This is a genomic window from Buchnera aphidicola (Brachycaudus tragopogonis) (assembly GCF_964059175.1).
In the GTDB taxonomy this organism is placed as follows: Bacteria; Pseudomonadota; Gammaproteobacteria; order Enterobacterales; family Enterobacteriaceae; genus Buchnera; species Buchnera aphidicola_BM.
On sequence record NZ_OZ060418.1, the window covers coordinates 628,489 to 643,003 of the forward strand.

Annotated in this window: 12 protein-coding genes and 1 tRNA gene; 5 read left to right on the top strand and 8 right to left on the bottom strand. The window is 25.5% G+C overall.

Annotated elements, in window-relative coordinates:
• Positions 1-161 precede the first annotated feature (161 nt).
• The 6 genes from rho to AB4W64_RS03095 form a co-directional block, all read right to left on the bottom strand.
• The gene (gene rho / locus AB4W64_RS03070) at positions 162-1,421 is read right to left on the bottom strand and encodes a transcription termination factor Rho (RefSeq protein WP_367678012.1); all 1,260 of its coding nucleotides are present in this window, start codon (positions 1,419-1,421) and stop codon (positions 162-164) included.
• Between the two features lie 140 nt (positions 1,422-1,561).
• Positions 1,562-1,888 (bottom strand): thioredoxin TrxA, encoded by a 327-nt coding sequence (gene trxA / locus AB4W64_RS03075; protein ID WP_367678013.1) that lies wholly within the window; start codon positions 1,886-1,888, stop codon positions 1,562-1,564.
• 129 nt (positions 1,889-2,017) lie between these two features.
• Entirely contained in the window at positions 2,018-4,045 is a 2,028-nt protein-coding gene (rep, locus tag AB4W64_RS03080; RefSeq protein ID WP_367678014.1) for a DNA helicase Rep, read from the bottom strand.
• A 63-nt stretch (positions 4,046-4,108) separates the two neighbouring features.
• Positions 4,109-5,584, bottom strand: a complete 1,476-nt coding sequence (gene ilvC, locus AB4W64_RS03085) for a ketol-acid reductoisomerase (protein WP_367678307.1) — start codon at positions 5,582-5,584, stop codon at positions 4,109-4,111.
• Positions 5,585-5,601: 17 nt separating this feature from the next.
• The gene (ilvD, locus tag AB4W64_RS03090) at positions 5,602-7,455 is read right to left on the bottom strand and encodes a dihydroxy-acid dehydratase (protein WP_367678015.1); all 1,854 of its coding nucleotides are present in this window, start codon (positions 7,453-7,455) and stop codon (positions 5,602-5,604) included.
• 217 nt (positions 7,456-7,672) lie between these two features.
• A tRNA-Trp gene (locus tag AB4W64_RS03095) sits at positions 7,673-7,749 on the bottom strand.
• A gap of 157 nt (positions 7,750-7,906) precedes the next feature.
• On the opposite strand from AB4W64_RS03095, the gene AB4W64_RS03100 reads away from it, so the two are divergent.
• The 5 genes from AB4W64_RS03100 to fdx all read left to right on the top strand — a co-directional run bounded on the left by AB4W64_RS03100 (position 7,907) and on the right by fdx (position 12,313).
• On the top strand, positions 7,907-9,121 hold the full coding sequence (locus AB4W64_RS03100) for an IscS subfamily cysteine desulfurase (RefSeq protein ID WP_367678016.1): 1,215 nt from the start codon (positions 7,907-7,909) through the stop codon (positions 9,119-9,121).
• Between the two features lie 34 nt (positions 9,122-9,155).
• Positions 9,156-9,536 (top strand): Fe-S cluster assembly scaffold IscU, encoded by a 381-nt coding sequence (gene iscU / locus AB4W64_RS03105; protein WP_367678017.1) that lies wholly within the window; start codon positions 9,156-9,158, stop codon positions 9,534-9,536.
• Positions 9,537-9,615: 79 nt separating this feature from the next.
• Positions 9,616-10,110, top strand: a complete 495-nt coding sequence (gene hscB, locus AB4W64_RS03110; RefSeq protein ID WP_367678018.1) for a Fe-S protein assembly co-chaperone HscB — start codon at positions 9,616-9,618, stop codon at positions 10,108-10,110.
• Positions 10,111-10,148: 38 nt separating this feature from the next.
• Entirely contained in the window at positions 10,149-11,978 is a 1,830-nt protein-coding gene (gene hscA, locus AB4W64_RS03115; RefSeq protein ID WP_367678019.1) for a Fe-S protein assembly chaperone HscA, read from the top strand.
• Positions 11,978-12,313 (top strand): ISC system 2Fe-2S type ferredoxin, encoded by a 336-nt coding sequence (gene fdx / locus AB4W64_RS03120; RefSeq protein ID WP_367678020.1) that lies wholly within the window; start codon positions 11,978-11,980, stop codon positions 12,311-12,313. The genes hscA and fdx overlap by 1 nt, the downstream gene beginning before the upstream one ends.
• Before the next feature lie 3 nt (positions 12,314-12,316).
• Here fdx and der read toward each other — a convergent pair whose 3' ends face one another.
• The gene (gene der / locus AB4W64_RS03125; protein WP_367678021.1) at positions 12,317-13,678 is read right to left on the bottom strand and encodes a ribosome biogenesis GTPase Der; all 1,362 of its coding nucleotides are present in this window, start codon (positions 13,676-13,678) and stop codon (positions 12,317-12,319) included.
• 90 nt (positions 13,679-13,768) lie between these two features.
• Entirely contained in the window at positions 13,769-14,347 is a 579-nt protein-coding gene (locus tag AB4W64_RS03130) for a YfgM family protein (protein WP_367678022.1), read from the bottom strand.
• Positions 14,348-14,515: the final 168 nt, after the last annotated feature.

A 14,515-nucleotide genomic window follows, 5' to 3' on the forward strand; every position in this document is an offset into this window, starting at 1 on the left:
TCATCTATATAAAATAAAATTAGATTTTAAAGTGAATAATCTTTATTGTCCAGCTTTTTTTACAAAAAAAAATTAGATAAAAAATAAGGGAATGCATATAACAATATTTTATGTATATAAAATAAGTTTTATTTATATATAAATTTATAGCTCTTTAATATTTATGAACGTTTCATCATATCAAAAAACTCATCATTAGTTTTGGTCATAGACAATTTGTTTAATAAAAATTCCATTGCATCTATTTCACTCATAGGATGAATAATTTTTCTTAAAATCCACATTTTTTGAAGCTCTTCTGGCAAAGTCAATAACTCTTCTTTTCTAGTTCCGGAACGATTATAATCAATTGCTGGAAATACACGTTTTTCTGCTATTTTTCTAGATAATGGAAGTTCCATGTTACCTGTTCCTTTAAATTCTTCATAAATAACTTCATCCATTTTTGAACCGGTATCAACTAATGCAGTAGCAATAATAGTTAAACTACCTCCTTCTTCTACATTTCGTGCAGCACCAAAAAATCGTTTAGGTCTATGTAAAGCATTAGCATCAACACCTCCAGTTAAAACTTTTCCAGATGCTGGTACTACTGTGTTATAAGCTCGAGCTAAACGGGTAATTGAATCAAGCAAAATAATAACATCTTTTTTATGTTCTACAAGTCTTTTTGCTTTTTCAATAACCATTTCAGCTACTTGAACATGTCTTGATGCAGGTTCATCAAAAGTAGAAGCAACAACCTCGCCTTTAACTAATCTTTGCATTTCCGTGACTTCTTCTGGTCGTTCATCAATTAACAAAACCATTAACACACAGTCTGGATGATTATAAGCAATACTTTGTGCAATATTTTGAAGTAATATTGTTTTTCCAGCTTTTGGAGGAGCTACAATTAAACCACGTTGACCTCGTCCAATAGGAGATGCTAAATCTAATACTCTTGCTGTTAGATCCTCAGTGGATCCGTTTCCACGTTCCATTCTTAATCTCGAATTGGCATGTAATGGTGTTAAATTTTCAAATAATATTTTACTTCTTGCATTTTCAGGTTTATCGTAGTTTACCTCATTTACTTTTAGTAAAGCGAAATATCTTTCACCTTCTTTTGGCGGTCTTATTTTTCCAGAAATAGTATCACCAGTACGTAAATTGAACCTACGTATTTGACTCGGTGAAACATAAATGTCATCAGGACCAGCTAAATAAGAACTATCAGCAGAACGTAGAAAACCAAATCCATCTTGTAGTATTTCTAAAACTCCGTCTCCAAATATATCTTCTCCGCTTTTTGCATGTTGTTTTAGGATGGCAAAAATAATATCTTGTTTACGCATACGCGCTAAATTTTCCAACCCCATTTTTTCACCAAGAGTAATTAATTCAGAAACTGGCATATTTTTAAGTGCGGTAAGATTCATAATGGTGGGTTCTTAGTAAAATCGGGGTAAATCTCGAAATAAAAATTATGACATAATATTAAAATTTACTGATATTTATTAATAAATTTTAAATGAAATTGAATTTTTAACATTTTTTTGATTAACTATTTTAAATAATATTAGTTAATGTGTTCATCTAAAAATTCTTTAAGTTGTAATTTAGAAAGTGCACCAACTTTAGTCGAAAGCACTTGTCCATTCTTAAATAATAATAATGTAGGAATGCTTCTAATAGAATATATGGGAGCAGTATTGGGATTTTCTTCAATATTTAATTTTCCAAAAATAATACTATTGTGATATTCTTTTGAAATTTCTTCTAAAATAGGCGCTAAAATTTTACAAGGATTACACCATGGAGCCCAAAAATCAACTAGCATAAAACCTGTTTTATTTAAGACTATTTCTTGAAAATTTTTATCTGTTAGTTCGATTATTTTATTCATTTTTTATACATTTACTCAATATTAAGGAAGTTTGAAATAAATAAAATTTAAATTTTTATAATTTAAAAGTATATAGAATAATAGTATCATTTTAAAGACTTTTTTAAAACTAAAATTGAAAAAAATATTTTAATTTTTTACATTTTTATATTTTTTCAAAATTTTTTGTAAACGATATATTGTTAGTGTGTTTTTTTGTGTATTTTGTAAGAACTTTTCTGAAGAAATATTTCTATTCCATAGTAAATCTTCCTCTGGTAATTCAAATAAAAATCTACTAGGTGACATATATAAAATTTGACCATATTGAATACGCTTAGAACAATAAGTTAAAAACAACTGTTTTTTTGCTCGAGTTATTCCGACATAAGTTAATCTTCTTTCCTCTTCTATATTATCATTATTAATACTTTTATGATTAGGCAAAATACCTTCAGCCATACCGATCATGAATACTGATGGAAATTCTAGTCCTTTAGAAGCATGTAATGTCATCAGTTGTACTCGATCTTGTTGATTTTCTTTAACATGTTTATTAGATATATCACGTAGTGTCATTTGTGCAACAATTTCTGACAAAGCCATAGGTTTTTCAAATGCATTTCCTTCAAGCATAGTTTTAATCCATTGTGATAAAGTATGGATATTATTGACACTTTTTTTAATTTGATTAGGCTCTTTTAAAATTTTTGACAACCATACTTCATATTCAATATCGTTAATAATCTTATCTAAAATATTAGATGGTTCTAAATAAGATAACTGAATAATTTTCTTTATCCAAAAAATAAATTTATGTATTTTATTTTTTGTGTTTTCTGTTAAAAAATTTTTGTTTTTTATATTACTACTTACTTGAAAAAGACTTTTTTTTTCTTTACTTGCAAACTTTTCTAATTTATTTAATGTAATTAACCCTATTTTTCGAGAAGGAACATTTATTATTCTCATAAAAGCATAATCATCATCTGGATTAATTATAATACGTAAATAACTTAATAAATCTTTAATTTCAGGGCGAGAAAAAAATGATGAATTTTCTGAAATATTATATGGTATATTCTTTTTTATTAAAACTTTTTCAAGAATTCTAGATTGATAATTTCCTCGATATAAAATAGCATAATCTTGATATTTTGATTTTTTTGTAGAATATTGATGTATAATTTTTTGAGCTATTTTTTCTGCTTCATTTTCTTCATCTTCACCTATTATAACTCTTACCAAGTCTCCATATTCTAAATTAGAAAATAATTTTTTTTTTAAAAGATGTATGTTATTAGCAATGAGGCTATTTGCAACTTTTAATATTCTTCCTGAAGAGCGATAATTATGCTCCATTTTTATCACTTTTAAATTCGGAAAATCTTTTTTTAATAAAAAAATATTCTGAGGATTTGCTCCTCGCCAAGAATAAATAGATTGGTCATCATCTCCAACCAATGTAAAATTAGAATCATTTTTAGTAAGCATTTTTATAAATTCATATTGACTATTATTTGTATCTTGATATTCATCTACTAATAGATAAGAAATTTTTTTTTGCCAATAATTTTTTATTTTTTGATTTTTTTTTAATAATAAAGTAGGTATACAAATTAAATCATCAAAATCTAATATATTAGATTCGTGAAGATAATCATTGTATATTTTATAAACATATGCGATTTTTTTTTCAAACTCCGACTGTGCTGATGATTCAGCTTGCAAGGGAGTGTAAAATTTATTTTTCCAATTAGAAATCATAAAATTTATTTTTTTCAATGATCTAATATCATTTTTTGTATCTTTTTTGCATATTTTTTTTAATAACATTATTTGATCTTTTTCATCAAAAAGAGTAAAATTTTTATTAAATTGCAATGAATTAATTTCTTTTTTAATAATTTCCAATCCTAATGAATGAAAGGTTGAAATAATCATTTTTTTTATTTCTAAAACATTTAAATATTTTGAAAGACGCATTTTCATTTCGCAAGCTGATTTATTAGTAAAAGTTACAGCTGTAATATTATCTGCTTTATATTTACAATGATTAATCAAATAAATTATTTTATTAATAATAACTTTTGTTTTACCAGAACCAGCCCCTGCTAATATTAAACAGGGACCATTAATAAATTCAATAGCTTTTTTTTGAGCATAGTTAAGAGACATAAAAATATCAACAATGTTTAATGAATGAAATGTATGATTTATTTTTTTAAATAATCAGTATTTTTACTGTGCTACTGTTATTGTTTTCATTTTTGTCATGTAGGATCTTAGTTTACGCCCAATAATTTCTATTGGATGATTACGAATACTTTCATTTGTTTTATGTAGTTCTAGATTGTCTACTACATTTCTGGCAAGCGAACAACCCAGATCACTTTTCTCAAGATTTTTAATAAAATCTTTTAAAATAGGATATGCAGATTCAGAAAAAAGATAACTGCCATATTCAGCTGTATCTGAAATCACCATATTCATTTCATATAATTTTTTTCTTGCAATTGTATTAGCGATTAGTGGTAATTCATGTAATGATTCATAGTAAGCAGATTCTTCTATAATACCTGTGTCTACCATTTTCTCAAAAGCTAATTCGATACCAGCTTTTAATATTGCTATCATTAATATACCATGATCATAATATTCTTGTTCTGATATTTTACCTTTATAAAAAGGTGCTTGTTCAAACGCGGTATTTTTATTTTGATTTCTCCAATTTAACAAATTTTTATCTTTATTTTTCCAATCTTGAATCATGTCTGCAGAAAATTTACCTGATATAATATCATCCATATGTTTTTGAAATAATGATGATAATATTTTTTTGATAACTTTAGATAAATAATGAGCTCTTATTTTTGATGAATTTGATAGTCGATCCATCATTAAAGTAATTCCACCATGTTTAAGAGATTCTGTGATAGTTTCCCATCCGCATTGTATTAATTTTCCAGCGTAATCTGGATTATATTTTTCTTGAATTAATTTTTCATAACATATTATTGAAGCTGTTTGAAGCATACCACATAAAATTGTTTGTTCACCCATTAAATCAGATTTTACTTCAGCTACAAATGATGATTCTAAAACACCTGCACGATGTCCTCCAGTAGAAAAAGCCCATGCTTTTGCTATTTCTATACCTATTTTTTTAGGGTCGTTTTCATAATGTACTGCAATTAATGTAGGAACACCAAATCCTCTTTTATATTCTTCGCGTACTTCTGTTCCTGGACATTTTGGAGCAACCATAATTACAGTAATATCTTTTCTAATTTTTTCTCCAATTTCTACAATGTTAAAACCATGTGAATAACCTAAACAAGAATTCTTTTTCATTAAGGTTTGTAATTCTTTTACAACATTACTATGTTGTTTATCAGGAGTTAAATTAATCACCAAGTCAGCATTTGGTATAAGTTTTTCATAAGTATCTACTATAAAGTTATTTTTAGTTGCATTGATCCAAGATTGATTTTTATTTAAAATACTATTTTTTTTAAGTGCATAAGAAATATTTAATCCCGAATCTCTCATATTCAAACCTTGGTTCAAACCTTGAGCTCCACAACCAACAATAACTATGTTTTTATTTTTTAAAATTTCATTTTTTTTATTAAACTCTTCTTTTTGCATAAAACGACATTTTTTTATTTGATTAATTTTTTGATTAAAATTTAATGTGTTAAAATAATTCATAATAAAACATCCTTATAGTTTTAAAAATTAGACAATTTATTTTTATCTCTTACTGCACCTTGATCAGCACTTGTTGCAAAAAATGCATATGTTTTTAATGCAGAAGAGATATGTCTTTTTCGATTGTAAGGTTTATAAGATAAAGATTTTTTTGATTCTTCTTGTAAAATACGATTAGATAATTCTTGTTCTGTAATATTCAAATGAATACTTCTTTCAAAAATATTGATATTAATTACATCACCATTTTTTACTAAAGCAATTACACCTTGATTCGCTGCTTCTGGCGAAATATGTCCTATAGAAAGCCCTGAAGTACCACCTGAAAATCTACCATCAGTAATTAATGCGCATGTTTTATCTAAATTCATAGATTTCAAATATGTAGTAGGATATAACATTTCTTGCATGCCTGGCCCACCTTTAGGCCCTTCGTAACGAATTACAACAACATTTCCTGCAATTACTTGACCGTTTAGAATACCGTTTACAGCTTCTTCTTGACTATTATATACAACAGCAGTTCCAGAAAAAATATAATTGTTTTTATTTACTCCAGCTGTTTTAATTATACATCCATGTTTTGCTATGTTTCCATATAAAACTGCCAATCCTCCATCTTTACTATAAGCATATTTAGAAGATCTAATACAACCATTTTCTCGATCTTTATCTAATTCTGTCCATCTAAAATTTTGAGAGTATGGTTGTGTTGTGCGTATTCCCCCAGGTCCTGCTTGAAACATTTTAATTATATCAGGATTTTTTGTAACTAAAATGTCATATTCATTTAATGTTTCTTCTAAATCAAGTTTTAATATGTTCCTAGTATTTTTATTTAATAAGTTAATACGATTTAATTCTCCTAAAATACCCATTACACCGCCAGCACGATGCACATCTTCTACATGATATAGCGAAGTACTAGGTGCAACTTTACAAATATGTGGTACTTTTTTAGACAATTTGTTAATATCAGACATTTTAAAATCAACTTCAGCTTCTTGAGCTGCTGCTAATAAATGTAAAATAGTGTTAGTTGAACCTCCCATTGCAATATCTAGTATCATAGCATTTTCGAAAGCTTCTTTATTAACAATGCTTCTAGGTAAAATTTTTTTATTATTTTTTTTATAATATTCTTTAGTAATATTTACTATAGTTTTAGCTGATTTTATAAATAATTCTTTACGATCTACATGAGTTGCCAATAATGTACCATTTCCAGGTAAAGATAAACCCATAACTTCAGTTAAGCAATTCATAGAATTAGCAGTAAACATACCTGAACAGGATCCGCATGTAGGACAAGCAGAAAGTTCAATATCTTTAATAAGATCTTCTGATTGTTTAGGATTTCCTCCTTGAATAATAGCATCGACTAAATCAATTTTTATGACTTTTTTATTTGTTTCTATTTTACCTGCTTCCATTGGCCCACCTGAAACAAAAACTGATGGTATATTTAAGCGTAATGATGCCATTAACATACCTGGAGTAATTTTATCACAATTAGAAATGCAAATCATCGCATCAGCGCAATGTGCATTGATTACATATTCAATAGAATCTGCAATTAATTCACGTGAAGGCAGCGAATATAACATTCCGCTATGACCCATAGCTATTCCATCATCAATTGCTATTGTGTTAAATTCTTTTGCAACAGCTCCTAATTTTTGAATTTTTTTAGCAATTAGTTTTCCGACTTCTTGCAAATGAATATGTCCTGGAACAAATTGAGAAAAAGAATTTACTACTGCAATAATTGGTTTTTTAAAATCTTCATCAGTCATACCTGTAGCTCGCCACAAAGCTCTAGCTCCAGACATATTTCTACCATGTGTGGTTGTAAAAGAACGGTATTTAGGCATTTAAAATTACTCCGAAAAATAATGTTTTAAAAAAAATTATATTATGTATTAACCAAATTTTTTTATTAAAAAGTAAAAAAATTCATTAATATAAAATATATTTTTTTTTGAGAAATTTATTAAAATAAAGAAGGAATAATGATGTTTTGATATAATATTGATATTGATTAATTTTTTTATTTTGATAAACATAAAAAAATGTCAATTAGTGAAATTTTGGCAGGGGTGGAAGGATTTGAACCTACAACTTTCGGTTTTGGAGACCGATGCTCTACCGGATTGAACTACACCCCTAATGATATCTTCAATCTTTAAAGATTATTATATTCTTAATAAGAATAAAAGTCTAGCATGTATTTTACATATTTTTATAATTTTTAGATATAAAACTTTTTAAAATGATAGAATATACGTTTTATGTATTAGAATATTTTTTAAGGTAAAATTTATTATGAAAACTCCAATTTATTTAGATTATGCAGCAACAACACCTGTAGATTATAAAGTTGCAAAAAAAATGATGAATTATCTCACGATAGATGGAATATTTGGAAATTCAGCCTCTCGCTCTCATAAATTTGGATGGAATGCAGAAGAAGCTGTGGATATTGCACGTAATCAAATATCTGAATTAATTGGAGCAGATTCTCGTGAAATTATTTTTACTTCTGGTGCAACTGAATCAAATAATTTAGCTATAAAGGGGATAGCTTTTTTTCATGAAAAAAAAGGCAAACATATTATTACTAGTAAAACTGAACATAAATCTGTTTTAGATGCTTGTAGGTATCTTGAAAGTAAAGGTTTTCATTTAACTTATCTCACTCCTAAAAATAATGGTATTATTGATTTAAACGATTTAAAAAAAAATATTACAAAAGACACTGTACTTGTTTCTATAATGCATGTAAATAATGAAATCGGTATTATACAAGATATTGATAATATATCAAAAATTTGTCGAAATAATGGTATTTTTTTTCATGTAGATGCAACTCAAAGTGTGGGTAAAATTCCCATTAATTTAAAAATATTATCTGTAGATTTAATGTCTTTTTCTGCTCATAAAGTTTATGGTCCGAAGGGAATTGGAGGTTTGTATGTACGTCGAAAACCACGTATTCGTTTATTACCTTCAATCCATGGTGGCGGACATGAAAGAGGAATGAGATCAGGGACTTTACCCGTACACCAAATTGTAGGAATGGGGCAAGCATTTATATTAGCTAAAAATAAAATACATAATGATTTTCATCATACTACAAAATTAAGAAATTTACTTTGGAATGGCATTAAAGATATTGAAGAAGTATACTTGAATAGTGATTTAAAACAAGGTGTACCTCATATTTTAAATGTTAGTTTTAACTATATTGAAGGTGAATCTTTAATTATGGCTCTTAAAGATTTAGCTATTTCTTCTGGTTCTGCTTGTACTTCAGCTAGTTTAGAACCTTCTTATGTTTTAAAAGCTTTAGGAATAAAAGACGAATTAGCTCATAGTTCCATCCGTTTTTCAATTGGTCGTTTTACTACGGAAGAAGAAATTAAATATACAGTTAAATTAGTTCATCAAGCCATTGATAAATTACGTGATCTTTCACCGTTATGGGAAATGTTTAAGGCAGGAGTTGATTTAAATAGTATAGAATGGGATCATAGTTAATAAATATATTAATTAATTTAAAGGTAATTAAAATATGGCTTATAGTAAAAAAGTAATGGATCATTATGAAAATCCTCGCAATGTTGGATCTTTTTCTAATTCTGATGTTAATGTAGGCAGCGGATTAGTTGGTGCGCCTGCTTGTGGTGATGTTATGAAATTACAAATTAAAGTAAACAATAAAGGCATTATTGAAGATGCTTGCTTTAAAACATACGGTTGTGGTTCTGCTATTGCATCTAGTTCGTTAGTGACTGAATGGGTAAAGGGTAAATCTATCAGTGAAGCTGAATCAATTAAAAACACCACTATAGTAGAAGAATTGGAGCTGCCACCAGTTAAAATTCATTGTTCTATTTTAGCAGAAGATGCTATTAAAGCAGCTATTGCTGATTATAAAAATAAAAAAAAATAATTTAATTTGTAGTGTTGAAAGAAATTATTCTTTCAACATTCAATAGAATTTTTGATATTTGATTTAGTACAGGTGATAAATGAATTACTTTAAATTGTTTAACATACCTGAAAAATTTAACATTAATAAAAAAATACTTACTAAAAATTTTTATAAATTACAATTACAATTTCATCCTGATTTATTTATAAATGACTCTCTTTCGAAAAAGAAAATAATTTTAAATAAATCAATAGAAATTAACAAAGGTTATAAAACTTTAAAAGATTCTTTAAGCAGAGCAATATATTTATTATTTTTAAACGGATTTAAAGTTAGCAAAGAAACTATTTTATTAAAGAATCATAATTTTTTAATAAAATATTTTTCTTTATATGAAGAATTAGAATATTTAAAGAATAATCGTAATGAAAAAAAAATAGATATTTTTTTAAAAAAAATAGAAAAAAAAATTGATAACTATGAAATTATTATTGATATGGAATTTAAAAACAAGAATTATGAAAAAGTAATGCAAGTTATAGCAAAATTATTATTTTTTAAAAAAATAAAAATTCATTTAAAAAAAGAATAAAAATTTTATCAGAACATATATAAATTAAGGCATAGTACATGGTTTTTATAAATAAAAATGATAATGAAAAATTATTTTTAGGTATTGATCTCGGCACTACTTATTCTTTAGCCGCTACTGTAAAACAAAAAAAAAATATTTTATTGTTAGACGAAAAAAATCGTTATTTATTACCATCAATTGTATATTATAAAAAAAATACGGTATTAGTGGGATGGAATGCTTTAGAATATATTACTAAAGATCCTACAAATACTATTACTTCTGTAAAACGTTTATTAGGTCGTTCTATAGATTTTATTAAAAAAAATTTTCCTATTTTACCAAATATTATAGAAAGAGAAAAAAATAATACTATTTTATTTCATACAAAATCTGGTCTTATAACTCCTGTTGAAGTTTGTAGTGAAATATTAAAATGTTTAAAAAAAAGAGCTCTTTTTTTATTTAATCGAGAAGTAAATGCAAGTATTATTACTGTTCCAGCATATTTCAATAATATTCAAAAACAAGCTACTAAAAAAGCAGCTCTTTTAGCAAAAATCAATTTAATAAGATTATTAAATGAACCTACGGCTGCAGCTATTGCATATGGATTAAAAACAAAAAAGAAAGGCATTATTATCGTTTATGATTTAGGAGGCGGAACTTTTGATGTATCTATATTAAAATTAAATAAAGAAATTTTTGAAGTTTTAGCTACTAGTGGAGATTCTAATTTAGGAGGTGATGATTTTGATTATGCTTTAGCTAGTTATATTTTTAAAAAATCCAATATAAAAGATAAATGCAATGATTTTTTTCAATCTGTGTTACTTCAAATTGCAAAAGAAACTAAAATAAAATTAACTATATATGATAAAGTTGAAATTCAATTTTTTAACTGGAAGGGTTGTATTACTCGTAATGAATTTAATATAATTATATGTGATTTAGTTAAAAAAACTTTATTTATTTGCTCTCAACTTCTTAAAGAAACGGATTTATCAATAGAAGAGATTGAAGAAGTTATAATGGTTGGGGGTTCAACTCGTGTGCCATTAGTTTATCAAGAAGTTTCAACATTTTTCAAAAAATTGCCTTTAAATTCTATTAATCCGGATCAAGTTGTAGCAATTGGCGCTGCAATGCAAGCAAACATGTTAATAAACGATCACGTAAAAAATAAAACAATATTGTTGGATGTTATGCCTCTTTCGTTAGGCATTGAAGTTATGGGTGGATTTGTTGAAAAAATTATATCAAGAAATACTGCAATTCCTATTTCAAAAACTAAGGAATTCACAACTTATAAAGATAATCAAACTTCTATTGTTATACATGTCTTACAAGGTGAAAGAGAATTAGTAAAAGATTGTATTTCATTATCTCGTTTTGTTTTAAAAAATATTAAACCTCAAAAAGCAGGTGTAACTCGTATTTTAGTTACATTTGAAGTTGATGCTGATGGGTTAATTAACGTAAAAGTATTAGATAAGAATACTAATAAAGAAAAATTTATTCAAATTGATAATAATATTATATTAAAAAATATAAACGTTTCTGAAATAATTGAAGAATCATTAGAATATGCTAAAAAAGATTATTTTTTTAGAGTAAAAACAGAAAAAAAAATGGAAGCAATCCGTATTTTAGATATTTTAAATTCTGCTTTAAAAAATGATAAGATGTTAGTTTCAGAAGAAGAATTAAAAAAAATAAAATCGCAAAAAAAGAAATTAGAAAAATCAATTCATGAAAATGATTTTTTTTCTATAAAAATGAATATGAAAAAGTTAGAAGATGTTACTAAAAATTTTTTTTCATTACAACTTAAAGAAAATTTAAGTTTTCTTTTAAATAAAAATATTTTAAAGGAAATTAAATAATGCCTAAAATTATATTTTTACCACATAAAATTATATTACCTCAAGGTGCTCAATTTGAATCTAAAGAAGGAGAAACTATATTAAATGTAGCATTAAGAAACAATGTTAGATTAGAACATGCATGTGAAAAATCATGTGCTTGTAGTACATGTCATTGTATTATAAGAAAAGGTTTTTTTTCTCTTTCAGGTTGGACTGAAAAAGAAGAAGATATTTTAGATAAAGCTTGGGGTCTTGAGTCTGAAAGTCGTTTAAGTTGCCAAGCGATTATTGGAAATGTTGATATTGAAGTAGAAATACCCTTATATAATGTAAATTATATTACAGAAAGTTAATTTTTATTTTTTAATATAAGGATTTATATTATTTTTAAATTCTATTTTAATAGGTGTTCCTTTTATTTTTAATGTATTATAAAAAAAATTTATTAAATATCTTTTATAAGGTAAAGATAAGTACGTAACTTGATTACCATGTATAATAATTTTAGGAGGGCTAGAACTTCCTAAATGTGCATATTTTAATTTTATTCGACGTCCTTTAATTATTGGTGGTTGATGCTTTTTAATTGCCATATGCATGGTTTTTGTTAGTATTGAAGTACTAATTTTTATTTTAGAGTCTTTGTTTGCTTCGTGAATAGATTGAAATAATTCAAATATTCCTGTGCAATATAATGCTGATATAAAATGTATTCTAGAAAAAAAAAGAAATTTTAATTTATTTTTGATGATTTCTTTTAATTCTTTTTTTTCTAAATTATTTAACAGATCCCATTTATTTATAACTATAACAATTCCCTTTCCTGACTGTAGAATAAAATCAGATAACAACAAATCTTGATTGCATATTTTATTACTTGCATCTATTATTAGTAAAATAACATTCGATTTTTCAATAGTTTGTAATGTTTTAATTATTGAAAATTTTTCAAAATTATTTATATTTTTACTTTTTTTAGATGCTCCTGCAGTATCAATTAAAATATAATTTTTATTGTTGTATTGAATAGGTATTGAAATACTATCTAATGTTGTGCCTGGTATATTGCATGTAATCATTCTTTCTTCTTTTAAAATACTATTTATTAAAGTGGATTTTCCAACGTTAGGTCGACCTATAACAGCTATTTTTGTTTCTAATTTTTCTATTTCAGAATCTTCATGATTTAATTGCGTTTCGATTTCTTTTTTAAATTCTAAATTAATCCAGGGAATGAAATATTTTTTAATAAGACTATTAATTCCTTGATTATGACTAGCAGAAATATTCTGTATTTTTTCAAATCCTAATGCATAAAATTCATTAATTTTAAAAATGTCTTTTATACCATCTATTTTATTAATAACAAGAATTGTTTTTTTTTGAAATTCTCTTATTTTTTTAGATATTTCAAATTCTTGTAACATTAATCCATCACGAGCATCTACTACAAATAAAATTAAATGTGATTCTTTTATAGCTATTAGTGTTTGTTTGTATGCTTTTTTTTCTATTTCATTTGAATTTATATCTAAACCTGCAGTATCAATTAAAATTATTTTTTCTTTTAATGGTTCTATTTTACAGTATCCATACTGTCTATCTCTGGTAACGCCAGGATTATTAGCTACTAATGCATTTCTGCTTTTTGTTAAACAATTAAATAAAGTAGATTTTCCTACATTAGTCCGGCCGATTAATACAATAATAGGTTTCATTTTAAGTATATATACTCTTTTGTTAAATAAACTTGACTTTCAATATGAGAGTTAAAGGAATAATGCTATATTTTATATTTTGCATTTATTTTATTTCAATTCGTTAATTTTCATATTAATAATTTCTTTAGATGCATTAGAATTTTCAAGAAAAAAGCTTTTTTTCCAGTGCTTTAAAGCCATTTTTTTATCATTCTTTTCAAAAAAAATGTCACCTTTTAAATTTTCAATTATATTCGACCAGTTTTGGTTTTTTATGGTTTGAAGTATGTCAAGTGCTTGTGTGTATTCTTTTTTTTGTATTTTTATTTTAGCAATTCTTATTTTTAAAATATTTTTTAAATTTTCTTCTTTTGTATATTTTAAGCTATTGTTTAGTTGAATAATAGCTCTCTCAAAATTGTCTTTTAAAATATATTTTTTTGCTAAAATCATAGCGGTAAAAGTACCGTATGTATTTTGATTTTTAATAATAAAATTTTCAGCAGAATTAAGATTTTTGAGTGTATTTTTGTTTATTTCTTGTATGATTTCTTCATATTTAAATGCATTTAAATTATTTGTATTTGTAGTAAAAGAATTCTTCCAGAAGAAGTACAATAGCAAAGAACTTAATACAATAAAAAATATAACAAAAATCACGATTTTTTTTTTAAAAATTTTGAACATTTTATTCTCTTTATATGTTGTATATGTATTAATTTTTTTAATTAAAATGCAAATCTTTTACAAATTTTCATATTGAATGCAATTAGAATTTTTATTATTAGCTATTTTTTGTTCAATTTACCTTAAAATTATAACATATAAAAAAGTTATCCGTATGAAAATCACTAA